This window comes from Glutamicibacter sp. AGC46 (assembly GCF_053543715.1).
The window spans coordinates 483,487-509,251 of sequence record NZ_JBLVOJ010000011.1 but is presented as its reverse complement, the minus strand read 5'-3'; the positions used below and the strand labels follow the sequence as shown (position 1 = coordinate 509,251).

19 protein-coding genes are annotated in these 25,765 nt (G+C 59.6%); 3 read left to right on the top strand and 16 right to left on the bottom strand.

Features of this window, described 5'->3' with window-relative positions; genetic code table 11:
• Positions 1 to 37: 37 nt before the first annotated feature.
• A complete protein-coding gene (locus ACNPM8_RS07580; RefSeq protein WP_105656811.1) occupies positions 38 to 391 on the bottom strand; it encodes an Rv2175c family DNA-binding protein in 354 nt (117 codons plus the stop codon).
• Positions 392 to 597: 206 nt separating this feature from the next.
• Here ACNPM8_RS07580 and ACNPM8_RS07575 point away from each other — a divergent pair, with 206 nt between their 5' ends.
• Positions 598 to 2,319, top strand: coding sequence for a LysM peptidoglycan-binding domain-containing protein (locus tag ACNPM8_RS07575; RefSeq protein WP_448939575.1), 1,722 nt, complete (start codon positions 598 to 600; stop codon positions 2,317 to 2,319).
• Between the two features lie 77 nt (positions 2,320 to 2,396).
• Here ACNPM8_RS07575 and ACNPM8_RS07570 read toward each other — a convergent pair whose 3' ends face one another.
• The 5 genes from ACNPM8_RS07570 to ACNPM8_RS07550 form a co-directional block, all read right to left on the bottom strand.
• On the bottom strand, positions 2,397 to 3,884 hold the full coding sequence (locus ACNPM8_RS07570) for a sensor histidine kinase (RefSeq protein ID WP_105656813.1): 1,488 nt from the start codon (positions 3,882 to 3,884) through the stop codon (positions 2,397 to 2,399).
• Positions 3,885 to 3,893: 9 nt separating this feature from the next.
• Positions 3,894 to 8,687 (bottom strand): NAD-glutamate dehydrogenase, encoded by a 4,794-nt coding sequence (locus ACNPM8_RS07565; protein WP_388022488.1) that lies wholly within the window; start codon positions 8,685 to 8,687, stop codon positions 3,894 to 3,896.
• A gap of 125 nt (positions 8,688 to 8,812) precedes the next feature.
• Positions 8,813 to 10,060 carry an AAA family ATPase gene (locus ACNPM8_RS07560; protein WP_388022491.1) on the bottom strand — a complete coding sequence of 416 codons (1,248 nt, stop codon included), beginning with the start codon at positions 10,058 to 10,060 and terminating at the stop codon, positions 8,813 to 8,815.
• Positions 10,057 to 10,722 (bottom strand): hypothetical protein, encoded by a 666-nt coding sequence (locus tag ACNPM8_RS07555; protein WP_448939574.1) that lies wholly within the window; start codon positions 10,720 to 10,722, stop codon positions 10,057 to 10,059. The genes ACNPM8_RS07560 and ACNPM8_RS07555 overlap by 4 nt, the downstream gene beginning before the upstream one ends.
• A 90-nt stretch (positions 10,723 to 10,812) precedes the next feature.
• Positions 10,813 to 11,418, bottom strand: a complete 606-nt coding sequence (locus ACNPM8_RS07550) for a hypothetical protein (protein ID WP_448939573.1) — start codon at positions 11,416 to 11,418, stop codon at positions 10,813 to 10,815.
• A 77-nt stretch (positions 11,419 to 11,495) separates the two neighbouring features.
• Here ACNPM8_RS07550 and ACNPM8_RS07545 point away from each other — a divergent pair, with 77 nt between their 5' ends.
• Together ACNPM8_RS07545 and ACNPM8_RS07540 are read left to right on the top strand one after the other, a co-directional pair.
• The gene (locus ACNPM8_RS07545; protein ID WP_388022498.1) at positions 11,496 to 12,218 is read left to right on the top strand and encodes a hypothetical protein; all 723 of its coding nucleotides are present in this window, start codon (positions 11,496 to 11,498) and stop codon (positions 12,216 to 12,218) included.
• A gap of 40 nt (positions 12,219 to 12,258) precedes the next feature.
• Entirely contained in the window at positions 12,259 to 12,783 is a 525-nt protein-coding gene (locus ACNPM8_RS07540) for an Rv3235 family protein (RefSeq protein WP_448939572.1), read from the top strand.
• On the opposite strand, the gene secA is transcribed toward ACNPM8_RS07540, so the two are convergent.
• The 10 genes from secA to ACNPM8_RS07490 form a co-directional block, all read right to left on the bottom strand.
• Entirely contained in the window at positions 12,780 to 15,428 is a 2,649-nt protein-coding gene (secA, locus tag ACNPM8_RS07535; protein WP_332594663.1) for a preprotein translocase subunit SecA, read from the bottom strand. The two genes, ACNPM8_RS07540 and secA, sit on opposite strands and share 4 nt — an antisense overlap.
• Before the next feature lie 133 nt (positions 15,429 to 15,561).
• The gene (locus ACNPM8_RS07530; protein WP_448939571.1) at positions 15,562 to 16,686 is read right to left on the bottom strand and encodes a winged helix-turn-helix domain-containing protein; all 1,125 of its coding nucleotides are present in this window, start codon (positions 16,684 to 16,686) and stop codon (positions 15,562 to 15,564) included.
• Positions 16,687 to 16,755: 69 nt separating this feature from the next.
• Positions 16,756 to 17,454 carry a ribosome hibernation-promoting factor, HPF/YfiA family gene (gene hpf, locus ACNPM8_RS07525; RefSeq protein ID WP_448939620.1) on the bottom strand — a complete coding sequence of 233 codons (699 nt, stop codon included), beginning with the start codon at positions 17,452 to 17,454 and terminating at the stop codon, positions 16,756 to 16,758.
• A gap of 169 nt (positions 17,455 to 17,623) precedes the next feature.
• Positions 17,624 to 18,412 carry a ComF family protein gene (locus ACNPM8_RS07520; protein WP_332498147.1) on the bottom strand — a complete coding sequence of 263 codons (789 nt, stop codon included), beginning with the start codon at positions 18,410 to 18,412 and terminating at the stop codon, positions 17,624 to 17,626.
• A gap of 69 nt (positions 18,413 to 18,481) precedes the next feature.
• Complete coding sequence (locus tag ACNPM8_RS07515) at positions 18,482 to 20,185, bottom strand: LpqB family beta-propeller domain-containing protein (RefSeq protein WP_105656822.1); 1,704 nt, start codon at positions 20,183 to 20,185, stop codon at positions 18,482 to 18,484.
• The gene (gene mtrB / locus ACNPM8_RS07510) at positions 20,185 to 22,005 is read right to left on the bottom strand and encodes an MtrAB system histidine kinase MtrB (RefSeq protein ID WP_448939570.1); all 1,821 of its coding nucleotides are present in this window, start codon (positions 22,003 to 22,005) and stop codon (positions 20,185 to 20,187) included. Before mtrB ends, ACNPM8_RS07515 begins: the two co-directional genes overlap by 1 nt.
• Positions 22,002 to 22,682: an MtrAB system response regulator MtrA gene (gene mtrA, locus ACNPM8_RS07505; protein ID WP_448939569.1), complete on the bottom strand. Its 681-nt coding sequence runs from the start codon at positions 22,680 to 22,682 to the stop codon at positions 22,002 to 22,004. The genes mtrB and mtrA overlap by 4 nt, the downstream gene beginning before the upstream one ends.
• A gap of 136 nt (positions 22,683 to 22,818) precedes the next feature.
• Positions 22,819 to 23,883 (bottom strand): hypothetical protein, encoded by a 1,065-nt coding sequence (locus ACNPM8_RS07500; RefSeq protein ID WP_332485962.1) that lies wholly within the window; start codon positions 23,881 to 23,883, stop codon positions 22,819 to 22,821.
• On the bottom strand, positions 23,876 to 24,247 hold the full coding sequence (locus ACNPM8_RS07495; RefSeq protein ID WP_105656864.1) for a chorismate mutase: 372 nt from the start codon (positions 24,245 to 24,247) through the stop codon (positions 23,876 to 23,878). Before ACNPM8_RS07495 ends, ACNPM8_RS07500 begins: the two co-directional genes overlap by 8 nt.
• A 110-nt stretch (positions 24,248 to 24,357) precedes the next feature.
• On the bottom strand, positions 24,358 to 25,765 hold a 1,408-nt coding region (locus ACNPM8_RS07490), incomplete at its 5' end, for a dipeptide ABC transporter ATP-binding protein (RefSeq protein WP_448939568.1).

Below are 25,765 nucleotides of genomic sequence, written 5' to 3'. Positions count from 1 at the left end.
ACCTTTTGTTATTACTGAGGCTAGTTCGTCCGGGCCATTACCAGCCCATGGCCTGCGCCCGCCGACGGATTTCAGTTTTACGTCCGGTGCGCAGAGCATTCATTGGAGTGCCGGGCAGCGATTCATCCTCGGTGAACAGCCAAATAACCGATTCCTCATCGGAGAAGCCGGCATCCAAGAGTACCGAAAGAGTGCCCTTCAGGCTTTCCACCACTACTCCGTCTTGGAGAAAATCTGCAGGGATCGAACGGACATTGCGAGCGCCAATTCTCAACGAAACAATGGCACGCTCATCCAGCAGTCGGTGCACGCGGCGAATATCTACATCTAATTCTTCAGCCACATCGGGCAGGGTCAGCCACTGGCCGACGAGATCTACGGTTTCCTTCACCCCTTAAGGTTCCCACAAATTCCTGATCCGCGCAGAAATTTGGATGAAACTCACCTCAGCAGTTCCCATGAGTCACAGGAGTAGTGTAAATTTTCTTGTATCACTTTGATAACAATTGCATCACAGTCAACATGGGGAACCACTTCCCCTCTGTTACCTGCGGAGCAAAGCCCGTTATTTTCACCGTATAAATGAGGATTGACTCCATGCCCCACGAATCCAAACATGCTTCCAAGCATGCGTTAGGCGTTGTAGCAGGCGCGGCCATTCCCGCTGCGGTCATTGGCAGCCTCGCCTTAGCTCCCGCAGCGCAGGCAGCACCGATGACTGTTCCCAACACCCCAGGAAGCTTTGCCAAGTCGGTAACTCCGGAGACCATCAAGGTCGCTGAAGACCAGATCAAGGCCCACCTGATCGCTTCGCGAGTATCTACGCTGGGATTGCCAGCTAAACGAGATGTTTCCGAAATCAAGATCCCGGCAGGTGCGTCCCTATGGAGCATCGCTCGGGAATATGACACAACCGTGTCAGAGCTGAAGAAGCTCAATAATCTTAAGAATGATTCAATCGTCGCCGGCAAGACACTCAAGGTCTCCGGTCATGCTTCGAAAAACAGCTCCAAGGGCAAGTCTTCGAGCTCGTCATCTTCAAGTACCGCCACTTACACCGTCAAGAACGGTGACACCCTCAGCGGCATTGCGAGCAAGCACGACATGAGCTTGTCTGATCTGTTGAAGAAGAATGACATCTCTGCAAGCAAGGTAATCTTCCCCGGCAATAAGCTGAAGGTCAAGGGTTCGGCGTCGAGCTCCAGCAATACGACGCAGACGAAGAAAACTTCTTCCTCGTCGGGTTCATCAACCTACACTGTGAAGAACGGTGACACCCTCGGAAGCATCGCCATCAAGCACAATATGAGCTTGTCTTCGCTCCTTAGCAAGAACGATATCTCGGCCAGCAAGGTGATCTTCCCTGGCGACAAGATCAAGGTCAAGGGTTCTTCGTCCTCTGGCTCTTCGTCGAAGTCCTCCCAGAAGAAGTCCTCCTCCTCCGGTTCTTCAAGCTACACCGTCAAGTCCGGTGACACGCTCAGCGGCATTGCGGCCAAGCACGGCATGAGCTTGTCCGATCTGTTGAAGACCAATGACATCTCTGCCAGCAAGCCGATCTTCCCAGGCAGCAAGATCAAGGTCTCGGGTGGCACGTCGTCTTCGAGCTCCTCGCCGAAGAGCACTGCTGCGCCCAAGGCCAAGGCCAAGACGTCGACCTACTCCGTGAAGTCCGGCGATACTCTCAGTGGCATCGCGACCAGCCACGACATGAAGCTGGCCACCTTGTTGGATTTGAACCCCGAGTACAGCTCGAGCACGCCATTGAAGATCGGCGCCAAGCTGAAGGTTTCGGGCTCCTCGGTTGCACCGTCGGGTCAGGTCAAGAAGCAGAAGATCGGCAATAGCTTCGCTGGTCGTACCTACGCAGATCACGTTGTGCGGGATGCTAACTCGAACAAGGACTACCTTGACTCGATCAGCGTCCCGAGCCGCGGCGAGATGCAGGACCTGATCCGTTCCACTGCAAAGAGCATGGGCGTTGACCCGGCTCTGGCGTTGGCTCACGCGTACCAGGAGTCTGGCTTCAACATGCGTGCGGTCTCCCCTGCTAACGCCGTTGGCGCCATGCAGGTACTGCCAAGCACCGGTGACTGGATCGCATCGGTCATTGGCCAGGACCTGAACGTCCTGAACCCACGGGATAACGTTGTAGCTGGTGTCGCAGTAATTGCCTACAATTTGGACAACACCGACAACCTGGACAACGCAATCGCATCGTACTACCAGGGCCTGGCCGGTGTTCGTAACAACGGCATGTACGAAGACACCAAGCATTATGTAGCCAGCATCAAGGCTCACATGAAGAATTACCGCTAAATAGCCAAAAGGAGAGGCGCTTCCAACACGGTGTGTTGGAAGTGCCTCTTTTTTTGTTGCAGCTGATCAGGCTGCTCCTAGCCTGTACGGTGGTCAAGATCCAATGGCATGTCGATTACCACCTTGGTCCCGCCCTTCTCGCTCTGTACCCAACGGATTTCACCCGATAGTTCGCTGGTAACCAGAGTGCGGACAATTTGCAGCCCAAGTCCCTCGCGGCGTGGCTCTTCTGGCAACCCGTGGCCGTCATCTTCAATGACAACCCGTAGCCAATCCTTGCTATCGGCACCCTTGTAGCGTTCGGCAACCAGCGCGACTTCACCGTTGCGATGCGCTAGTCCATGTTCCACGGCATTAGTCACCAGCTCATTGATCACCAGTGACAACGGTGTCGCCAAATCAGCGTCAAGCATGCCGAATTCGCCTTCACGACGCGTGGAGACCCTTTGCTCCGGAGAAGCGATTTCCACGATCAGACGGAACTGGCGATCCATAAGATCATCAAATTTGACGGTTTCGTTCAGGCCCTTGGACAGGAAGTCGTGGACCGAAGCGATAGTGGAGACTCGTCGCATTGCCTGCTCCAGGCCCTGCTTGCCGTCCTCTGAGCTCATCCTGCGCGATTGCATGCGCAACAGCGCCGCGACAGTCTGCAAGTTGTTCTTCACGCGATGATGGATTTCACGGATCGTAGCGTCCTTGGTGACCAGTTCTTTTTCGCGACGGCGCAGTTCGGACACATCGCGGCACAGCACCAGTGCGCCCCAGCGCTTTGATTCGTTGCGCAGCGGAATGGCACGCAGGGAGAGGGTGACTCCGCGATGTTCCACCTCGGTACGCCATGGCATCTTGCCCTGGAGCACCAGCGGAAGAGTTTCGTCGACTACACGACGGTCGCTGACCAGTGCCATCGTCAGATCAGCCAGTGGCTGGCCCTGGAGGACATCAGCTGCGCCTAATCGGCGGAAAGCTGAAACAGCGTTCGGGCTGGCGAATTCGACGGCTCCATCAACGTTGAGCCGGATGAAACCATCACCGACGCGCGGCGCGCCACGGCGGGAGCCGGTAGGGCTGGCGAAGTCCGGCCACAGCCCTTGGGTACCCATCTGCAACAGGTCATCAGCGCTTTGCCGGTAGACCAATTCCAGATTGCTGGGTGTGCGGGACTGGTTCGGATCGAAGTGGGAAGTGATGACCGCAACCGGTTGGTTCTGGCGCACTAGCGGAATCGCCTGCACCGTGGTCAACCCCATGATGATATCTTTGCCGGCTTGTTCGGCCGAGCGTTGCACTTGCTTGGTTTCCCAAGCGCGGTCCACCATGATGCGCAGATCCTTGCGGATCCGTTCTCCCACGAAGTCGCTATGGAAGGCGGTATGCGAGGTGGAAGGGCGCACGTGTGCCAAAGCCGTATAGGAACCGTCCCCGGTGGGGAACCAGAGCACCAGGTCTGCGAATGCTAGATCCGAGACCAGTTGCCAGTCCCCCACCAGGAGGTGGAGCCAATCCTCATCACCGGGCGCTAGTGCAGCACGTTGACGTAATTCTTCGGTGATGAGGGCCATTGGCGGTATTTACCTTCGGACGATGGAACGCAAGAGTCGAAGTGCCACGGAAAGTGAAGCCATGTCGTCTCGTTCCAGGCTGTTCACTTCCGCGAACATAGTCTTCGCACGATCAAGGTTAGCCGCGTTTGCCTCTTCCCATGCAGCAACACGCTCTGCCGGGTCAGCAATATCGCCGTGGGCATCCAGGATGTTGCCGGTCAGGTCGATGATCGTGGTGTACAGGTCATCGCGCATTGCGGCACGAGCCAGCGCCTGCCAACGATCCGAGCGAGGAAGGTTGGTGATGCGGTTCAGCAGGCTGTCCACATCGAACAAGTCGTAGAGCACGTAGTAGGTTTCTGCGACCTTGACCGGAGCGGTCCCGGTGCGGTGCACATATTCTGCCACGTCCAGCAGCGCGTAGGATTCGAACTGGGTCGCCCACATGCTGGCACGACGCTCCGGGATCCCCTGGTCCATGGCCTCTTCACGCCACTCCTGGAATCTCTGGAGGTCAGTGCCCCGAACCAAGGTTGGCAGCGCCTCACGCAGTTCGGTAACCGTCGCTTCGTAGCGTTTGACCGCTTCGGTGACCAGCAGTTCCTGATCGACGCGGTTGATGAACCAGCGGGTGGCACGGTCCAGCAGGCGGCGCATGTCGTGGTGCTGGCGGCCCCAGTGTTCCAGATCGGTTCCGGCAGGCTGTGCATTGATCGCATCGAACTGGCGGTCGAATCCGTAGATCTCACGCAGCGCGCAGAAGACCTTGGCAATCTGGACTTCGCTGGCACTGGTTTCTTCCATGGCACGGAAGACGTAGGTGATGCCGCCCATGTTCACGATGTCGTTGGCGATCACGGTCGCGATGATTTCTCGGCGCAACGGATGGCTTTCGAGCTGATCCCCGAAACGCTCTACCAACTTGGTTGGGAAGTAGCGGCGCAGGGTCCGGGTGAAGTACGGATCATCGGCGAGATCGGATTCGGTCAGCGCGTTCGCCAGCTGGATCTTCGCGTATGCGGCCAGCACCGAGAGCTCTGGGGTGGTCATCGCCTCGCCAGCGGCGCGGCGCTCTTCCAGCTGATCCGCGTTTGGCAAGAACTCCAAGCCACGGTTCAAGTCAGCATGGGCTTCCAGCCACTGCATCAGGCGCTCGTACGCTGGTGTCCAGGTCAGTGCCGCATGCTTCTCATTGAGCAGCAACACGTTCTGTTCGAAGTTGGTCGTCAGCACCAGATCACCGATGTTATCGGTCATCGAGAGCAGGAACTCCGTGCGTTCAGCCTCGGTGAGATTGCCCGCCTTGATCTGGCGGTCCACGAAGATCTTGATGTTCACTTCGCGGTCAGAAGTGTCCACGCCAGCAGAGTTGTCAATGGCATCGGTGTTCAGCAGGACGCCCTTGCGGGCTGCCTCAATACGGCCCAGCTGGGTCATGCCCAAGTTGCCGCCTTCGCCAACAACTTTCACGCGCAGATCTGCGCCGTCGACGCGGATGGCGTCGTTGGCTCGGTCGCCGACCTGGCCGTGGGTTTCAGCCGCTGACTTCACGTAGGTACCAATACCGCCGTTGTAGAGCAGGTCCACTGGCGCTGAGAGGATGGCCTTGAGCAGTTCGTTAGGGCTCAGCTTGGTGGTGCCGGCGTCCAAGCCCAGGACCTCGCGGACCTCGGCGCTAACCGGCACGGACTTGAGGCTGCGCGAGTACACGCCGCCTCCGGCCGAGAGCAGCTCCTTGTTGTAGTCTGCCCAGCTGGAGCGTGGCAGATCATACAGGCGCTGGCGCTCGTCAAAGGCGACCTGGGGATCCGGGTTCGGATCCAGGAAGATATCACGGTGGTCGAAGGCCGCCACCAGCTTCACGGTGGGGGTACGGCGCAAACCGTTGCCGAACACGTCTCCGGACATATCGCCCACGCCGACGGCGGTGAATTCGTCCTTCTGGGTGTCGATGCCCAACTCGAAGAAGTGGCGCTTCACCGATTCCCAGGCGCCGCGTGCGGTGATGCCCATGCCCTTGTGGTCGTAGCCCACCGAGCCGCCCGAAGCAAAGGCATCGCCCAGCCAGTGGCCCTTGTCGGCCGAGATCGAGTTGGCGATATCGGAGAAGCTCGCGGTGCCCTTGTCGGCAGCGACCACCAGGTAGGAATCATCGCCATCGCGACGAACCACGTTGGCAGGGGCTTCGATGTGCTCACCGTTTTCGTCGGTAACCATGTTGTCGGTCAGCTCCAGCAGGGTGCGAATGAAGACCTTGTACGCGCCCTTGCCTTCTTCCATCCATGCACCGCGGTCGAGAGCTGGATTGGGAAGCTGCTTGGCGTAGAAACCGCCCTTGGCACCAGTTGGCACGATGACGGAGTTCTTGACCATCTGGGCCTTGACCAGACCCAGCACTTCCGTACGGAAATCTTCTCGGCGATCGGACCAGCGCAGGCCACCACGGGCCACGGCGCCGAAGCGGAAGTGGGTACCCTCAACACGCGGCGAGTAGACCCACAGTTCGTGCTTCGGACGCGGGAATGGCGCGAAATCGATCTCTTCCGGGGCCAGCTTGAATGCCAGTGCCTGGTGGGTGGTGAAGTAGTTGGTGCGTTTGGTCGCTTCGATCACCTTCACGAAACGGCGCAGCAAGGTGTCGGCATCCAACGTTGGCACGGATTCCAGCGCTTCGGTGACCTTTGCGTGCGCCTTCTGCCGAGCAGCTTCCGAAGCCACGGAGCTCAGCTGCGGGTCGAATGTGGCCTGGAACAGCTCCACAATGGCGTGGGTGACTGACGGGTTGCCAACCAGGGTGCTGGCGATGAAGCCAGTGGAGTTCGGAACCCCGAGCTGCAGCAGGTAGTGGGCGTAGGCACGAAGCATCGAGACTTCCTCCCACGTGAGTCCCTCGTGCAGCACCAGTGCGTTAAGGCTGTCGGATTCGGCGAGGTTGCGGACCACTGCGCAGTAGGCCTCAGCCAGCTTGGCTTCCACGGCCTGGAAGTTGATCTCCTCATCGATCTTCAGGCCCATGTCGTAGATGTAGCGTTCGCCGATTCCTTCTGGATTCAGCTCGTAGGGGCGTTCATCGACGACTTCCAGACCCAGATGCTGCAGAACTGGCAGTATGCGCGAGAGCAGCAGCGGCTTGGTCACATAGATCTTCATGCGCTTGGAAACAGCAGAATCCTCATCCTGCTTCTCGTCATCGTAGAAGGAGACAACCGGGCCATCGACTTCTGGACTGCTCAACTCGGTGAGCAGGTCAATATCCTTCAGCGCATCTTCGATTTCGAACTGCACCTTGTAGGAAGCCGGGAAAGCTTCGGCCCAAGCGTTGGACAGCGTGTTGGCATCGCCCAGTTCCAGGCGCGCGCGAGCGGTGTCAACGATGGCGTCAGACCAGGAGCGCACGGCCTTGGCAATACGATTCTCCAGTGCCTTGCGGTCAACCACGGGGGCCAGTCCGTGGCGTTGCAGGCGCAGCCGGTAGAACAAGCGAACGAGCGCGCCGGCACCCAGCTGCGCTTCATATTCAACGGATTCTGCGTTGAAGCTGCGCTGCAGCTCCTGCTCCACCCGCAGGCGCACTGCGGTGGAGAAACGATCACGTGGCAGGAACACCATGGCAGTGACGAAGCGGCCGTAGTCGTCCTTGCGAAGGAAGACCGAGGTGCGGCGGCGTTCCTGCAGGCGCAGGATACCGAGGGCAATCTTGGTCAACTCGTCGACGGAGATCTGGAACATCTCATCGCGTGGGTAGCTTTCCAGAATAGTGGTGATGTCCTTGCCCGAGTGGGAATCAGGCGCGAAGCCGGTGCGCTTCAGCACCGCTTCAACCTTTTCGCGTACCAGCGGGACGGTCTTCACGCTCGAGGTGTAAACACTGGAGGAGAAGAGGCCGATGAAACGGCGTTCGCCGTTGACTTCGCCATTGGCATCGAAGCTCTTGACTCCGACATAGTCCAGGTACACGCCACGGTGAACGGTGGAACGGGAGTTCGCCTTGGTCACGATCAGCGCACGCTTGTCGCGAGCGGTGATGCGGCCGCGCTTGGTCAGGTGCTGTGGACCTTGGTCCGCCAGATCGCGCATCAGTCCCAAGCCGCTGCCTGGGCGGGCGACCAGGACGTCTTCGCCGTTGATGGTTTCCAGCGAGTAGTCGCGGTAGCCCAGGAACGTGAACTTTCCGTCAGCTAACCAGTCCAGCAGCTCCGATGCCTGCTGCACCTCGGCGATTTCCTCAGCCTTCGGAGTCTGCGGAAGGCTCTGCGCAATATCCTTGGCCCGGTCCAGCATGGCCGGCCAGTCCTTCACTGCAACACGCACATCTGCCAGAACGCTATAGAGGCGCTCAACAAATTCCTTGGCCTGCTCATCGCTGAGCTCGCGAGCGAGCTCGACTGAAATCCAAGATTCGATGCGGGTTTCTGCACCGGCCGAAATCAGGGTGCTCAAATCCGAGAGCGCAGCGGTGTCACCGCTGGCAACATGCTGCAGACCAGCATGGCTGATCTTTGAAATTTCGCCGGTCTCGGTCTTGCGGGAGACAACGAACGTCGGATGCACTACCAGCTGAATTGGTGAATTCAGCTGCACTAGTGCGGCAGTTACCGAATCAACAAGGAATGGCATGTCATCGGTGACGATGTGGACCACTGAAATTCCGTTGTTGCGGGTAATGGCGACATTAGCGTTTTCAGCATCACGCTGATACCCGATTTCCAGATGTGCTGCCACGCGAGCTTCGAGTTCGTCTGGCCGGTAGGCCGCCACGTCTTCGGTCGCAATTTGGCCATAGTACTCGCTCACCAATTTCGAGGTGAGTGTCTCATCCATGAATGATTCTGACATGCTGGATTCCGACGAGTTCAAAAGAACGCCTCCAAGAACAAAGTTCGATCAACCCGCGCCTTTGCGGATCTCTAGTTTTACCCACATTACTCGGTTTTCACCTCTGGGGTTCAAGCTTCGGAGCGAAATCGACGACTATTCCATTTCTTGGGTGAATCCGTGGAATTTATGCCGGCCAAAGACCGTATTTCCATACGCAATAGGCACCGAGGTGCGATTTCGAGCAATGGGCTTCCTCCCAGCACTGCCGCGTTGCACGCGGCGTTGTCCTCGGGCAGATACCCTGCGATTTGGTGCGTCGGCCCAAACCGGTCCCACGCTTCAATCAACCTGCGCTTCGGGCTGCGCCCGGTACTGCTGGCTCCCACGCGGTTGAAGACGATTTTCGGATTCAGCCCGGGCAGTGCATCCTCCAATTCGTCGATGGCGCGAAGTGCACGCGGAATTCCCAAGCTGTCGGCACGCACGATCATGAAAAGCTCATCGGAGCACTGGAGCATCTCGACGGTGACAGCGTTTCGCTGTGGTGCTTGGGTATCGAAACTGAGCTGTTCGTCCAATTCAATGTACGGAGCCAAATCCAATACGACCAGGTCGTAGTGAACTTTGAGCAGCATGGCCGCTCGCCGCAGCGCCGAGGCCCGGACCTCGGGCCACCGGCTAGCACGCGGGATTCCGGTCGCCACGCGCATGGTCGCCTCCCCGACCTGGACCAAGGAACATGCAGCGTTGAGTCGGGCAACATCCAACGAGCCGGCGTCGATGGCACGGCACAACTGCGCAATGGATGCCGATTCGTCCATGAGCCCCAATTGAATGGCGATGCTGGCGGCGTAGGTATCTGCGTCCAGAAGCACCACGGTTTTTCCTGCTGCCGCCGTTTCCACCGCATAATTCAGCGCGACGGTACTGCGCCCGGGAGATCCAGGGGCGCTCCAGAAGCTGACGATTCTTCCGTTCCGGCCCGTAGAGTCGTCCTCCGGTTCGGGAACCGCGAGCGTTCCGTCGGTTCCAGAATGATTCAATGACTGAACTACGCCCCTGATGCGTCCTTCCAGCTCGGCCATGCCGGAATCCGCAGGCAGATGAAGCACATCAGGCAATGGCTTCCAGTCTTCGGGCCGGTCAAAGAACAGGACAACCGCTGTCTGGCGCATCAGCAACGCATCAAGTTGTTCCATGGGCGGCACCAGCTGGGCGTCGGCAACGATCAGCACATCAGCCATTCCGGTATCGCAAGCGGCAATGGCTTCGGCTATGCCGGAGCAGACGCGGGTGACCATCAGTTCCCCGCGGTACCCTTCGATTTGCCGGACGATTTTCTCCTGGTCGCCGAGCACTACGACCGAAATACTCATTGTTCGGTCCCGGCCGGGTTGTAGACGACGATAATTCTCGATTCGTTGGCCAGCGCTTGAAGCAGCGGTTCAAGCTGATTCGGTTCCACCAGCAGTTCCAGGTTGGTGCCTTGGGTTCCCACCAGTCCCCCACCGCTTTCAACGCGTGCGGCGACTTCGACCATGGAGGAGAGCTTTTCCGGGACTCCGTAGGTGCTGCCGCTGGTTTCGCGTTTGGCAATCCATACGTCAACAAAGCTACCGGGGGTAATCGACGAAGAAAGGTCTGACGGAAGATCGACATTGACCGGCCTGCGCGATCCCACTTCACTGTGCATTATCGAGGTGACTGGAATCAGCTGCCCTTCGCTGATAAAGGTGTTCGCTCGGGCGTCCTGGCCGAGCTGCGCATCTGTGTGCAGGTAGTTCTCAAGAGTTTCGCCAAGCTGGACTTCTTGAGTTTTCATGTTCTCGCTGGTCAGCTTTTCTCCGAGGGTGATATTAGTGCTGGCGACATACACCGTGGACGTCTGATGCAATTCGCCGACCAGGTACACGGTTCCCGCGACCGAAGCGACTACGAGCACCGCACCGAGAGCCAGGCGTGGGTCCTTCCAACTCGGCCGTCGCACACGCGAGGCCGAGGTTGTCCGCGCGTCCTGGGCGATCTGTTCTGTGATCAAGGCTCTGACCTTCCGCCAGCATAGGTGCTTATGGATGGTGAGCCTACGACAACTTGGTCCTGCTGGAAAGACCTTGCGTGCACTTGTGGATCACGAAAGAGTGATCGCTTCGACCCATCCGATGGCATCCAGGGGAATCAGCAATTGCGTTGAGGCCTGCTGTGCTCTGGCGAATTCATCGCGAGGATGCACCAGAACTATCAAAAAATCCTTGGCTACCTGAGTCAGCGTTCCTTCAGCCATGGAGCTGCCCGCACGGCCAAAAACATGGCATCGTGCGCGGTCCCGGAGCAATCCCCGAAGAACCGAGGAAAACTTCACCGAGCGGCCCGGCGCGCGCCGTTCCACCGCAGGTGCGCGCCCCGGCGGAAGGGCGAAGGATTCAATCGCTCCACTGCGGATCACCCATTGGGCCTGCTCTGTTTCCAGGCAGATGTAATCGGTCGCGCAAGGGCCGAGCTTCGCGCGGAGTTCGGTTCCCCCGGCCAGCCGGAGGCTCAATTCGTGTCCGTAGAACCGCATCAGAGCAGGCAGCAGTTCGGCAGTTGCCCGTTCAACCCTGATATTTTCGGCAATTTCTTCACGCAACTGCGCCCGGCTCTGTTCTGCTAGCTGAGCCTCCAAGTCGTCGAAGAGTGAATCCCACCGCATGCGCCCACTGTACGAGAATAAACATTTTTGCGTAACCCTATTCACAAAACGATCTCTAAGTGTAACTATGAACATCAAACAACATCAAATGACATCAAAATTCATTCAAGGAAGTGATTCGGGTGTCTCGCCAACGGCAAATATTCGTGCTGCTGCTCTTTTCGGCAGCGTCATTGGTCATTATCAATGTGGGAATCCAGTGGATATCTGATTACTTCCGGTCCCCAGTCGATGGGCGCGCCACAGCGGACCACATAAGGCTTCTCGTCAGCCTTTCGTTCCTGGCGTTGCTTACGCTGTACTTGCTGCGCGTGGCCTTGGCCCAGATGATCCGCTGGGCCTTCACCCACCGCAAGCCGAAGCTAGCGCGGTTCTTCGAACGAATCGCCCCCGCACTGAGCAGGAGAATTCTAGGCTCAATGCTTGGAACCTCGATTGCCCTCTCTTCAGTCGCTGCAGCCTACGCGGGTGTACCACTGGCGGTTTCCCTGGCACAGGTCCCGGCGGAAAACGCCAGCCAAGAACTAGCCAGCCATGCAGGCCCGCAGCAAAACTCCGTACCGAGCCCGCAATGGTTCCCCGAATCCATGAGCGTTCCGCTGAGCCCACTGGTATCCCCCGGGGCCAGGAATCCAGGCCAACGTTCAGTGCAACGCACAGAAGTTGTCGTCGCTGAAGGGCAGAATCTGTGGACCATAGCGGCAGATCATCTAGGTGCCCAGGCCACCGTGGAAGAAATTTCTGCCTATTGGCCAAAGATCTATCAACGCAACAAGAAGTCCATCGGCACCGACCCGGACCTGCTGCGAGTTGGAACGGTACTTGAACTACCGCCAGCCAGCTAAGCGCATTCAAGAACTTCCCCACGCCCAACTAGGAGTCATCATGAGCACCATCGCCATCAGCCCCCGTAGCGCCAACACAGGCTACTATCAACCGGACATCTACGCAGCCAACCTCCCAGACCCGAACCCGGCTGGCGCCACCTCGGCTGCCGATCCATGCCAGGCTCCGGCTCACCTGCGTCGGGCAATGGACAATATCTTCCATCGCTCTGCTGTCTACCGCAGCGAGCACCGGGCCATCGTTGAGATTTCGCATGCAGTAGCCCGCGCGGTCTTCGAAATCGTGGCTGGGTACCGCACCGTGAATCAGCTGGCATTCGTGATGGAGCCCTCTTGCATTGCCAAGCTCCGGCGCCGGGCCCTCCTGGAGACCCAGTGCTACACGCTCGAGCCGCTGCCGGGCACGGCACACGGGCAGATCATCTCATTGCACCTGGACCGGTGCATATCAGGTTCTTGGGAATGCACAGTCATCTTGGGCTTTAAATACCGCGTCCGTGCCGTGGCTCTGAAAATTGAGCGCTGGCACGGACGGTGGCAGGTGACCGATGTGGAGCTAATCTAGCTGCGCTTGGCCTTCTTGTTCTTCTTCTTGCTCGACGTTGCCTGGGCGCGAGTGGTGCTGGCTTCGCCATCTTCATCCGGGCCGGTGAACTGCAGGTTCTTCGGCTTCGCCGATTCGTCAACCGCTGGCGCGGCAGCTGCTTCAGCTCCGGTGGGGATCTCCAAGTTGAAGAGGGTTCCGATGCTTTCCTCGCGGATGCCTTCCATCATGGTCTGGAACATGGTGTAGCCTTCACGCTGGTATTCCACTAGCGGGTCGCGCTGGGCCATGGCACGCAGTCCGATTCCTTCCTTGAGGTAATCCATCTCGTACAGGTGCTCCTGCCACTTGCGACCGATGGTCGAGAGCACTACACGGCGCTCCAGATCGCGCATGGTGGAAGAACCAACAAGCTTTTCCCGCTCTTCGTACTGGTACTGGGCATCCGAGAGGATTTCGCGTTCCAGGAACTGCGCGGAGAGGTGCCCCACGCCGCCGGCCTCTTCGAGAACTTCATCGATGGTGATGCCGATCGGGTACAGCTGCTTGAGGTTGGTCCACAACGACTTGAGCTCCCAATCGTCCGGGTCGCCGACCTGGGTCGCTTCCAGGACCATTGCCTTGACGACATCTTCCAGGAAGTGGCCGACCTTCTCTTCGAGGTCGTCGCCTTCCAGGATGGAACGGCGGTCAGCGTAGATCGCTTCACGCTGGCGGTTCATCACGTCATCGTATTTCAGCACATTCTTGCGCTGCTCGGCGTTGACGCCTTCCACCTGTGCCTGGGCGGACTCAATGGCGCGCGAAACCATCTTGGATTCCAGCGCCACGTCATCTGGCATCGACGGGTTGTTCATGATGCGCTCGGCCATCCCGGAGTTGAACCGGCGCATCAGGTCATCGGTCATCGACAGGTAGAAACGCGATTCGCCCGGGTCGCCCTGGCGGCCGGAGCGACCACGCAGCTGGTTATCGATGCGGCGTGATTCGTGCCGTTCGGTGCCCAGCACGTACAGGCCGCCGAGCGCCGCAACTTCCTTCGATTCGTTGGCGACGGTTTCCTTCGCCTTGTCAAAGACTTCGTCCCAGACCGTGTTGTACTCTTCCGGGTTGTTCTCCGCATCCAGGCCACGGCGCTCCATCTCGGCCACGGCCAGGAACTCAGCGTTGCCGCCGAGCATGATGTCGGTACCGCGGCCGGCCATGTTGGTAGAAACGGTCACCGCGTTCTTGCGGCCGGCCATCGCGACCACGGCAGCTTCGCGAGCGTGCTGCTTGGCGTTGAGCACCTCGTGGCGGATGCCCTTCTTGGAGAGCAGCCGGGAGAGGTATTCGCTCTTTTCCACGCTGGTGGTGCCCACCAGGATCGGCTGGCCCGTCGCATGGCGCTCGGCAATGTCCTCAACCACAGCATTGAACTTGGCGACTTCATTCTTGTAGATGTAGTCCGACTGGTCCATGCGGATTGCTGGCTTATTGGTAGGAATCTCCACCACGCCCAGCTTGTAGGTACCCATGAATTCCGCCGCCTCGGTCTGCGCCGTACCGGTCATGCCCGAAATCTTGGCGTACATGCGGAAGTAGTTCTGCAAGGTCACTGTGGCCAGAGTCTGGTTCTCGGCCTTGATCTCAACGTTTTCCTTGGCCTCGATGGCCTGGTGCATGCCCTCGGAGTAGCGGCGGCCAGCCAGTGCACGGCCAGTATGCTCGTCAACGATCATGACTTCGCCGTTGACAACGACGTAGTCCTTGTCCTTCTTGAACAGTTCCTTGGCCTTGATGGCGCTGTTCAGGAAGCCGATCAGCGGGGTGTTGTTCGCTTCGTAGAGGTTATCGATGCCCAGGTAGTCCTCGACCTTTTCGATGCCCGACTCCAGCACGCCGATGGTGCGCTTCTTTTCGTCGACCTCGTAATCGTCTTCACGCTTCAGTCGCGAGACGATCTTGGAGAATTCGGTGTACCAGCGGTTCACATCGCCCGAAGCCTGTCCGGAGATGATCAGCGGGGTACGCGCCTCATCGATCAGGATCGAGTCGACCTCATCGACGATGACGAAGTTGTGTCCGCGCTGGACCAGCTCGTCCTTGCTCCACGCCATGTTGTCGCGCAGGTAGTCGAATCCGAACTCGTTGTTCGTGCCGTAGGTGATATCGGCTTCATACTGCTTGCGCCGCTCGGCAGGCTTCTGGCTGGAGAGAATGCAGCCGCAGGTCAGACCGAGGAAGCGGAAGACGCGACCCATCAGATCCGACTGGTACTGGGCGAGGAAGTCGTTGGTTGTCACCACGTGCACGCCGTCACCGGTCAACGCGTTCAGGTAAGCCGGTGCGGTAGCGACCAGGGTCTTGCCTTCACCGGTACGCATTTCAGCGATGTTTCCCAGATGCAGGGCAGCACCGCCCATGAGCTGGACGTCGAAGTGGCGCATGCCAAGGACCCGGTCCGAGGCTTCGCGGACCACCGCAAAAGCTTCTGGGAGCAAGTCGTCCAACGTCTCACCGTTAGCCAAACGTTCGCGGAACTTGTCGGTTTCACCCTTGAGCTCTTCGTCCGAAAGTTCGCGAATTTCGACTTCCAACGTATTGATCGTGTCGGCGTACTTACGAAGAGTCTTCAGAATCTTCTTGTCGCCGGTACGCAAAATACGTTCTAGCAATGATGCCACGTGGTAGCTCCCAATATCTCAAGCACAGTAATTTCTGGCGTCTTCAGTCTACGTGAGGAAAACAGCACATCTGGCTATTTCAATCCCATTTGCGCTGTTCTTATAGCGAACAGCGATTTGATCAACAGGCCCTTCACAGCCCGATTTCCACTCGTTCAAGTTCCAGCCAGCGCGCCATGCGATCCAGCTCGGCTCGCAATCCAGCCTCGACACTGGCGTCGACACCCGGCTCGTAATGCACCTGCTTTGCGTGCAGCACCGACCTGGCCCGGTCAGCTTTCAGGTCCACTCGGCCCACGAACTCTTCGCCGAAAAGCATCGGGAAAACGTAGTAGCCGTAGCGGCGCTGATTTGCCGGCACATAGATTTCGATGCGGTATTCGAACCCGAAGAACTTCTCCAGCCGGCGGCGGTTGAAAACCATCGAATCAAAAGGTGACAGCAAACGCAGGTCAGGATCGATCCTGCGCGGAATCTTGGTGCCGGCCTGCAAATAGCAAGGCTCGGCAATGCCGGCAACCTGTACTTCTTCGATGAGACCTGCACGTGCTTGCTGGGCGAGCTCTTCTTTGGCCGCGCGCACCGGAAGACGGAAATACTCTGCGACGCAGTGAGCGGTGGCGATGCCAAGGGCATCCATGGCCCGGACAACCAGCCGGGCGAGGGCCTCGTGCCGCAGCGCCGCATCGAGTTCCTGTTGCGTGCCCACCACATCCGCGGCTAGTGCGTAACGGCGTTCAAACTGGGAGTTGCGTCCCAGCGTCAAGATCTTGGCTTGGGCGAAAAGGGACTCGGTGACGAACTTGGTGTCATTCCAATTCCACCCCCAATGCTTTTTCTCCCCGACCGGGGCGACGTCCAAAGCCTGGCTGATTTGCCGGGCGCTGGAGCCTGGATTATTGGACAGGTATTCAAGGACGCGATCCGAGAGGTCATGCTGTTCGGCGGAGAACCCATCTGATTTATCGATCCAGGTTCGGCGCTGCCATACCCGCAGGTCTTGAATGAGTTCCGAGCTGACCACCGAGGCCTCATGGGCCCAATATTCGGTGATAGGGCTGAGCGGTTTGGCCAGAAGCTGGTCCAGCACCTTGGTGTCATAGGCGCCGAGCCGGGCGAACATCGGCATGTAATGGGCCCTGCGAACGACGTTCACCGAGTCAATCTGCAATTGCGCGATACTGCCGATAGCGCTGACGATTTTCCGCGCGGTGACGGGTTGTACTTTCCTGCCCTTGGACAGGCCTTGGGGGGCCAACGCGATTCTTCGTGCCTGCTTGAGGCTGAGAATGCGTGGGCCCCCCCACGCTAGTTGTGGCTCCGATGACTAGCCTTCTGTTGCCAAGGCTTTGTCACGGTAGCCGCGAGTTTCCCTGGTGGCTTCTTCATTGGAGTTCAGTGATGGATCCAAGGAGATGACACCGTACTGGTACTGGGTGCGGCCATAGACCACAGCGTGCTCGCCGGTGGCTTCATCGATGAAAAGGTAGAACGGATGGCCGACCAGTTCCATGCGGTCCACTGCGTCATCAACGCTCATCACTTCTGCAGGGAAGGACTTGCGGCGGATGACCACTGGCGAGTACTCGGCGTTGGCCTCGACTTCGGCAGCTTCCGCGGCTTTCTGGGCTTCGATGGTTTCTTCAGCCAAAGACTTGCCGCTCGATGCGGTAGGCAGGCCGCCAGTTGCCTGGTGGACAGCCAGCGGGGTGTGGTTGCCGCGATGCACCTTGCGCTTGTCGCGGGCCTTGCGCAGGCGTTCAAGCAGTTTTGCGAACGCGATGTCGAAAGCCGCGAACTTGTCAGCGCCGCGAGCCTCGGCTCGAATTGCTGGGCCACGGCCAACAACGGTCAATTCAACGGACAGTGCAGTGCTCTGATCACGAGCGTGTGCTTCTTTGAGGACCTTGACGTCGATGCGCTGTATTTTGGTGGCCAGCTGGTCAACCTTGGTGATTTTCTCGTCAACATACTCACGGAAACGATCCGAAATGGTGATGTTGCGTCCGCTGTAGTTCAGCTCCATGGTGTCCTCCAATAGGGAGTCGGGTGACACAACAGTCCGAAAGTTCCATCCTTTCGGACTGAAGATGGGCTTTTAGCTGCATCTGTGATGCATCCCATACTTCACCTTATGCCACCGTGGCCAAGATTCAAGTATCCGGGCTCACAATTTCCGATCGCGGTAAGCGTAATTACTGTTCAGGTGCATTATTTGGCGGTCTCGTCAAAGCCAGTACCACCGCGCTGGTGACGTCATATCCTGCCTCATGGCAGGCCATGGCCGCGTGCCGCAACGTAGAACCGGTGGTTAGGACGTCGTCGACCAGGATGACCGGCTGGCCATTGGCGCTGGCACGCTCGGCTACGAAATGGGTCCGGCCGCCGCGCCGGTCTGAACCGCTCTTGGTTTTCTGCGCCCCGCCCAAGGCGGAACCGAGGCGGTAGTGCAGCAGCGTGCGGCACTCTAGATCTGCCGACAGCAGCCCGCGAGCGAAGCCGTGGTCGAGCATCGTCTTCACCGGAGAGTAGCCACGCTGCGCTGTTGCCTTGAGCGAACTGGGCACCGGCACCACCAGGGTAGGAAGATTCGCGCGCTGCGGGATGCATCCGGCGTTCAGCGCGGCAGCAAGATAAGGGGCGAAGAGCGAGACGAGGAAGTAGCGCTGCTTGTTCTTGAATGCCAGCAAAGCCCGAGCCAGCTCCTTGCCGTAAGCGCCGCAGGAACTAACGGCAAGCTGCTGGCCGAGCGCGGGAAGCTCGACATAGAGATGATGCGTGTCCGGCAGGGGCGGCAGGCTAAGTTGGCGTTGGATTTCACTGCGGCATTCGGGGCAAAGCCGAAAATCTGCCCGGGCGCAGACCGCGCAACAGGCCGGAAGCAGGAAGTTCGCGATTTCCCTGGTGCCGAATCCCAGCCAGCGCATGGGCCTGCTGCGGGACAGCTCATCGACGCACCGCAGCCACTCTTCGGGAATTTCCATACGGCCAGACTGGCCGATGAACCGCGTCGATCGGTCTGGTCGCCAACGAGTTGTGGAGCAAGGTCCTGCTTAGCCGGGATAGGCGACGTCCTGGGCAAAATCCTCAAGCTCGTGCCAGGAATTGCCCACGCGGGTATACAGCTTCTCGTTGGTCTCGGCATACACTTCGCGGCGGCTGCCGACACCGGTAGCGATGCCGACCATGCCCAACAGCAGCTGCAGGTGCTCGCTGCCGCCTTCGAAGGTGATCTGGGCCGCTTCAACAGCTTGGTCATCACCGAGCTCGGCAACAATAATGGATCTGTCCGAATCCCATAGCGCGGTATTCACCGGAACTTCTGGATAGATCTTCATTGGCGAATCCGTGAGTCCGCGGGGCACACCTTCAGCATCGCGGATCACGCCGGCGACGTAAACCGACGTGGTCTTGCCGATGGTTGCCACGATCAGCGCCCGCGCGCCGTCACGGGAAATCCGCAAGGAATCGATCTGGGCATCTTCCAGCCAGGCCACATCGATTGGACGGGCTTCACCCTTCATTTCGGTGTCGGCAGGGACCGCCCTGATCGGGGTCGCTGCCCCGTTATCCGCGGTCCAGGTCCAGCCGGCCAGATCCATGGACGGCTGGATGAGCTCCTCGCCCTCCAGCGAAAGGCGCAGGCTGCCCTTGTCGTCAATCCCCCACAGCTGGGTGCGGCGGCCGTTGAGGAAGGCATAGCGATTGCCGACCGGAGACATGGCCGGGTCCCGTGGGTTGTATCCGGAAATATCCGGGACGCCGCCCACCGGAATGATCGAGAGTCCCTTGACGTAGACCAAGTACTGGTCCGAAATGCCGATCAGCGTATCTTGCGTGCTGGGGTTGGACGTAGCCGGCTCGAAGTTAGTGTCTTCGGTCGAAAGGTTGACTTCGTTTTCCTCCCGCAGCAGCTTTACCGAGTCCACCGGAGCTAGGCTGGTCAGCGTGGCTTCCATCTGCTGCTTCATCAGCAAGATGCTCCGGTCGGTAGCATCTGCGAAGGTATTGGAGTTCAAATCGATGGTCGCTTCGCCATCGCGCACCGGCACCGCTGAACGCACCAGTCCGCTGGCCGTCGAGAATGCGGAGACGACAGCATTTTGCAGGTACGGGGCTGGTCCTGCCAACAAGGCTTCCACCATCGACGTGGTGGTGCCCGAACCCGAGGTGAACCACCGTATGTCGGGAACCAAATAGGCGAAGCTCGCATCGTAGAAGTACAGGGTCTGCGCGGCAAAGATCTTGGTGAACGTCGAGGCTTCGAGCATCGTGCCGTCCGGGGCTTTGGTAATGCGCCATTCGTCGTCTACCTTGGCGACTTCGATATCCACTGCACGGGTCGAGTGATCCGGGTAGTCGGTGCGCACGCCATGCGCGTCGACTTCACCGGTGATTTCGAGCTGGATGGTGTACTTGTTCGCATCGGCCCCGTTGACCACATTGAAGGCATCGTAGATCAGCGTCTGCGTATCACCGCGCCAGGTGTTGCTCAGCTGCGCGTCCATGAATTCGCGGGAGACAGCATAATCTTCGGATACCGAACGCCCAGCCTCGACGAACCCCTCGACGATGGCCCTGGCATCAGCACCTGCTGCCGGTCCATCGGCCGCATAGCTGTAGCTTTCAGCCCCGCTGGTGTCGGTTCCGGCTTCAATCTGCTGGACGGTGGAAGTTCTGGGAATCGAGGCGCAGCCAGAGATCGCAAGCGCAGCAGCAAGGATGATCGCGAGGCTGGAAAAGAATTTCTTCCGCATCAGCTCTCCCCTTCCTTCTTCTGCTCGTTGCTGCCGAGGTTCGGATTGGTGACATCGTCATCTGGCGAATCCGCATCCAAATCCGGATCAAGAACCAGCGGCGTGTATCCGATCTTTGGCACTTCACCGGTCAGCGGGAAGCTGTCTCCCAAAATCACCGTAGCCAGGCTTTCAGGAACTGGCGGTTCCAGTGGAAGCGGCGACGAAGCTATCTCCAGGTCCTCGCTGCGTGGCAAGGTCAGTCGGAAGACCGAGCCGACCCCCGGCTTGCCCCACGCTTCCAATCGGCCATCGTGCAACCTGGTGTCCTCCATCGAGATCGACAAGCCCAGTCCGGAACCTCCGGTGGTCCGTGCACGGGCCGGATCAGCGCGCCAGAATCGGTCGAAGACGTGGTTGCACGCCGCTTCGGACATGCCGATGCCGTAGTCGCGCACGGTGATCGCCACCGCGCTCTGGTTAGCGCCGATGGTGATATCGATTGGCTTGCTTTCACCGTGCTCCACCGCGTTGAGCACCAGATTGCGGATCACACGCTCGACGCGGCGCGGATCCACTTCTGCGACGCAACCGTCGCTGGGCGCGTTCAGGCGGATGAGCGAACCGTATTCATCAGCCACCGGGGTGGCGATATCGATAACCTTGCGGGCTATGACGTTCAAGTCCGTTGACTCACGGTCAAGCACCGCGACACCGGCATCGAAGCGGGACACTTCCAGCAGGTCATTGAGCAGGTGCTGGAAACGCTCGATCTGGTTGTACATCAGTTCGGCCGACCGCGCGGTAAGCGGATCGAAGTCCTCGCGGGCATCGTGGATCACTTCGGCAGCCATGCGCACGGTGGTCAGCGGGGTGCGCAATTCGTGCGAGACATCGGAAACGAAGCGTTGCTGCATGGCCGAGAGATTATTCAATGCGGTGATCTGCTCTTGCAATGAATGGGCCATGTGGTTGAAGGCCGTCCCCAATCGGGCCACCTCGTCCTTGCCGGCGACCTTCATTCGGCGGTCGAGGTCACCGGAAGCAATCCTCTCCGAAACATACGCGGCATCGGCCACCGGGCGGACCACGGTTCGGGCGACCGACCACGCAACGAAGCCAACCACTGCCAGCAGAATCAGCCCGGTGAAAGCCATCGCACGATTGATGAATTCGAGGGTATCCTGCACGCTGGACAGGTCGTAGACCAGATACAGTCCGTACTCGCGTCCAGGCGGAATCAGTACCTTGGTGCCGACAATGAGACCGGGCTTGGTTGCGGTATCGGCACCCAGCTCGATGGAACGCCAATAGATGCCTTGCTCCCCTGCAACCCGCTCCGCGAGATCGCCAGGGATCACGCGGGTGGTCAGGGAACCGGAAGCCATTGGCCCAACATAAAGGCTTTGGTCACCGGCAATGGGCATCAGCACGAAATCGCGGACTACGGTTGCGCCATCGCCTTCCAGGGAAGCCAAGGTCGAATTCACCAGGGCCTGGGTGGAGGCGCGATCGGTGGTGGAAGCCGATTCGAGAATGGAGCGGGCCTGGACCAGGCCGCGTTCCGATTCCTTGGATATCTGGTTCACGCGCTCTTCGAAAAGCGTGGAGGCGATCTGGTTGGAAAGGAAGGCGCCGGCGGCAACCAAAGCCAGCGCGGTGAAAAGCAGCGTCGAGATGACGGTGCGGAACAGCAGGTGGCGTTGCCAACGCAGCTTGGCGGTGTGCCAGGGACGCTTGATCCACTGCTCGATTTTGCTCCACCGGGCGGGTTTGGACTGCGACTGGGCATGCACATCGACCGGAACCAACTCTGCACCGGTCGACGTGTGCGAACTCAACTTGCCGAACCAGCCTTGTATCCGACACCGCGAACGGTCTCGATAGTCTGCGGCTTCTCCGGGTCAATTTCAATCTTCGAGCGCAGGCGCTGCACGTGCACGTTGACCAAGCGGGTATCTGCAGCGTGCCGGTAGCCCCAGACGGCTTCCAGCAGCTGCTCGCGGCTGAAGACCTGCCATGGCTTGCGGGCCATGGTGACCAGGAGGTCGAATTCCAGCGGGGTCAGCGACACGACATCGGTTCCGCGGGTCACTCGGTGCCCGGCCACGTCGATGGTCACTTCGCCAACTTGCAAAGTCTCCGCGGCGTGGGTTTCGCTTGGACGCAAACGGGCTCGCACGCGGGCCACCAGCTCGGCTGGCTTGAAAGGCTTGGGCACGTAGTCATCGGCACCGGATTCCAGCCCGCGGACAACGTCGGCAGTGTCCGACTTGGCGGTGAGCATCACGACGGGAACGTCGGATTCCGCGCGGATCTGCTTGCATACCTCGATGCCGTCAATGCCAGGCAGCATCAGGTCAAGGAGCACCAGGTCGGGGTTCGCTTCACGGAATGCTTCCAGAGCACCGGAACCGTCGTAGCAGAATGAGGCATCGAAGCCGTCATTTTGCAGGACAATGCCAATCATTTCCGACAACGCTTCGTCATCGTCAACGACTAAAATCCGTGCCTTCATCCCATGTCCCCCTGAAACCGTAGGTTTGAGGTTTCAGCCAACTGGCCAAACCGGGTAGATCCGCTACCCCACTATTCCTAAGATACATGATCAACCGCCCTTTTCGGGCTGTGACCGGCAGGAATCAGGCAGTTAGCTACGCATCGACGCGTGTCTGCTCCAACGCTTGGGCATAACTGGCCAGCCGTCGCAGGTTCTCGATGGCCTGCGCCGAGCTGCTGCGCGAGAAGTCTCCACGCGGCATCAGGGTTAGTGCACCTAGCTGCCCCAAGCCCAAGCCCAGCTGACGCCAAGGACGAAGAATGGAGTTCACCCCTTCTACAACACCTGGTGCCCGGGTTCCGGGGGCGAGCACCTGCAAGAAGACGCGGCCCCCGCCTTCGACAAGTCCCGCTACCCGCTCCCACTTGCGGTGCGTCAAGCCTCCAGGGTCGATGACCAGCGCGCCGGCACCGGCTTGGTGCAGCAGATCCACCCGTTCAATCCAGTGTTCATCCTGGGTAGGCAGATTCAGCAGCGAGGTGACCCGTTGGCCTTCGGCCTCGCCAGCGAGCACCTTGAAGAACTGCGCATAGGCGCTTCGCACTTCGGCGCGTGGGATCGAGCGCAGGGTCCGGTATCCGCTGGCGGTACTGATTGTGCCGTCGAGCACGTCGCCCAGCAGCGGCTCATCAATCTGGATAGTGAAGTCCGCCAGCGAGGTAATGCGGGCCAGTCGGTCCAGATGCTCGCGTGCTCCGTGGGCGTAGGACTCGATGATGTCGCGGCGCGCCCCATGATCGCTGATCACCCGCTCCCCGTTCGACAGGTACAGGCTGGCGGCCAAGGTCCACGGACCGAGCAAGGTGAGCTTGAGGCGCTGGGCAGGTTTCGCTTCCGCGCCGAGTACATCAGCTAGCAGATTCTCGTCACTGCGCAGGATGCTGCGGGCACGACGGGCATCGATACCGTCCTTGGCACCGATCCTCCAGCCGTGCGGCTGCAGATCGAAGCCGAGGTCTGCCAGCAAGGTGGCGCTGCGCCCAACCGCATCGGCGCCGACGCCACGATCCGGCAGCTGCGGGAAGACCGCGAGGTTGGGTTCTCCCAATTCCCCGCGCACCACTTCGTGGATGGCCGACGGGTCGCTGCCCGGGAACTGGCAGAAAGCGGTGGCGTGAACATCGCGGCGTTCAGCGGCCTCGTGTTCCTGCTCAGTCATTGTTGTGCGAGTCAGAAATGTTCTGGTGGTGGCGGATGACTTCAGAGATCACGAAATTCAGGAATTTTTCGGCGAATTCTGGATCAAGATGCGCTTCGTGGGCCAGGGCGCGCAGGCGCTCGATCTGCGCCTTCTCGCGGCTAGGGTCGCTCGGCGGCAACTGGTGCTCGGCCTTCAGGACCCCTACGCGCTGGGTCGCCTTGAAGCGTTCAGCCAACAGGAAAACCAGCTGCGCATCGAAGTTGTCGATGCTGCCGCGGATGGCGTACAGCTCTTCGAGGACTTCATTCTGGACCTCGCCCTGCAACGAGCTGGCGTGCGGGTCGAATGACTGGGTGGTCTCAGTGTTCTTCGGCTCGTTCATGATCACCAGTTTACGGGTTCGCATGACGGATTACCCACAAGGTGACATGCCCCGGACACGGTGCCTGACCGTGCCCGGGGCATGCTCGTTGTTCCTTGATTGCCAGCTGCTCAGGAGGCGTTCAGCTGTTCAATCAGTTTGCGTCGCTGCGCCTGTTCGCGCGGGTCCGGAACCGGAAGCGAGGCGATCAGGCGCTGGGTGTATTCATGCTGCGGGTTGGCCAGGACCTTGGAGCCCAAGCCTTCTTCCAGCAAGGTGCCCCGGAACAGGACGCCCACCCAGGTAGCCAGCTGGTCCACCACTGCCAGATCATGCGAGACGAACAGGGCTGCGAAGCCCAGTTCGGTCTGCAATTCGCGGAACAGCTCCAGCACCTTGGCCTGCACCGAAACGTCCAGTGCGCTGGTTGGCTCATCGGCAATCAGCAGCTTCGGCTCCAAGGCCAGTGCGCGGGCCAGCGACGCGCGCTGGCGCTGGCCGCCGGAGAGTTCGTGCGGGTAGCGGTTGGCAAAACCGGCTGGAAGCTGCACGGCCTCAAGCAGTTCGGCCACCTTGTTGCGGGTCTGCAGCGGGTTCAGATCACGGTGCACGGCCAGTGGCTCGGCCACGCATTCGCCTACGGTCAAGTGCGGATTGAAGCTTGCCGCTGGATCCTGGAACACGAAGCCGATCTGCTCACGCAGCGGCTTGAAGGTGCGTTCCTTGAAGTGGGCCATCTCGTAGCCCAGCACCTTCAGCGAGCCACCGGTGATGCGGTTCAATCCCGCGATGCTGCGGCCGATGGTGGTTTTCCCCGAACCGGACTCGCCCACCAGTCCGTAGACCTCGCCGGCGTGGATCTTCAGATCCACCTCATCGACCGCGGTGAAGCCCGGGGCCCCGAGGCGTCCCGGGAAATGCACCTTCAGGCCCTTGGCTTCCACCAGCAATTCAGCATCCTGGTTCGGACGTTCGACTAGTCCCTCCGAGGCGCTTTCGCGCCCCAGGTGCGGCACGGCAGCCAGCAGGGACTTGGTGTAGTCCTCTTGCGGTGCTTCGAAGAGCTGGATCGATGGTGCTTGCTCAACGATCTGCCCCTGGTTCATCACGATCACGCGGTCGGCGATATCGGCCACCACCCCCATATTGTGGGTGATGATGACGATGGCGGTACCCAGCTGATCACGCAGGTCGCGCAGCAGCTGGAGAATTTCAGCCTGCACCGTGACATCCAATGCGGTGGTTGGCTCATCTGCCACAATCAGTTCCGGCTTCAGGGCCAGCGCCGCGGCGATGACCACGCGCTGCTTCTGGCCACCGGAGAACTGGTGCGGGTAGTAGTCCACGCGCTGCTCTGGATCCGGGATGCCGACCTGGCGCATCGCCTCGATGGCGCGCGTCCTGGCCTCCTTTTTGGAAATCCTGTTGTGCGCGCGGATGCCCTCCATGATCTGCCACCCCACGGTGTACACCGGGTTCAGTGCCGTGGACGGTTCCTGGAAGACCATGGCCACATCCCGGCCGCGCGCCGCGCGCCGC

What these genes read in the sequence shown, in the direction of transcription:
- ACNPM8_RS07575 (WP_448939575.1), top strand. Translation starts at nt 598, where the DNA reads ATGCCCCACGAATCCAAACATGCTTCCAAGCATGCGTTAGGCGTTGTA.
- hpf (WP_448939620.1), bottom strand. Translation starts at nt 17,454, where the DNA reads ATGGAGCTGAACTACAGCGGACGCAACATCACCATTTCGGATCGTTTC.
- ACNPM8_RS07560 (WP_388022491.1), bottom strand. Translation starts at nt 10,060, where the DNA reads ATGAGTATTTCGGTCGTAGTGCTCGGCGACCAGGAGAAAATCGTCCGG.
- ACNPM8_RS07495 (WP_105656864.1), bottom strand. Translation starts at nt 24,247, where the DNA reads ATGAACGAGCCGAAGAACACTGAGACCACCCAGTCATTCGACCCGCAC.
- ACNPM8_RS07570 (WP_105656813.1), bottom strand. Translation starts at nt 3,884, where the DNA reads ATGGCCCTCATCACCGAAGAATTACGTCAACGTGCTGCACTAGCGCCC.
- ACNPM8_RS07565 (WP_388022488.1), bottom strand. Translation starts at nt 8,687, where the DNA reads ATGGATGAGACACTCACCTCGAAATTGGTGAGCGAGTACTATGGCCAA.
- mtrA (WP_448939569.1), bottom strand. Translation starts at nt 22,682, where the DNA reads ATGAAGGCACGGATTTTAGTCGTTGACGATGACGAAGCGTTGTCGGAA.
- ACNPM8_RS07540 (WP_448939572.1), top strand. Translation starts at nt 12,259, where the DNA reads ATGAGCACCATCGCCATCAGCCCCCGTAGCGCCAACACAGGCTACTAT.
- ACNPM8_RS07500 (WP_332485962.1), bottom strand. Translation starts at nt 23,883, where the DNA reads ATGACTGAGCAGGAACACGAGGCCGCTGAACGCCGCGATGTTCACGCC.
- ACNPM8_RS07515 (WP_105656822.1), bottom strand. Translation starts at nt 20,185, where the DNA reads ATGCGGAAGAAATTCTTTTCCAGCCTCGCGATCATCCTTGCTGCTGCG.
- ACNPM8_RS07520 (WP_332498147.1), bottom strand. Translation starts at nt 18,412, where the DNA reads ATGGAAATTCCCGAAGAGTGGCTGCGGTGCGTCGATGAGCTGTCCCGC.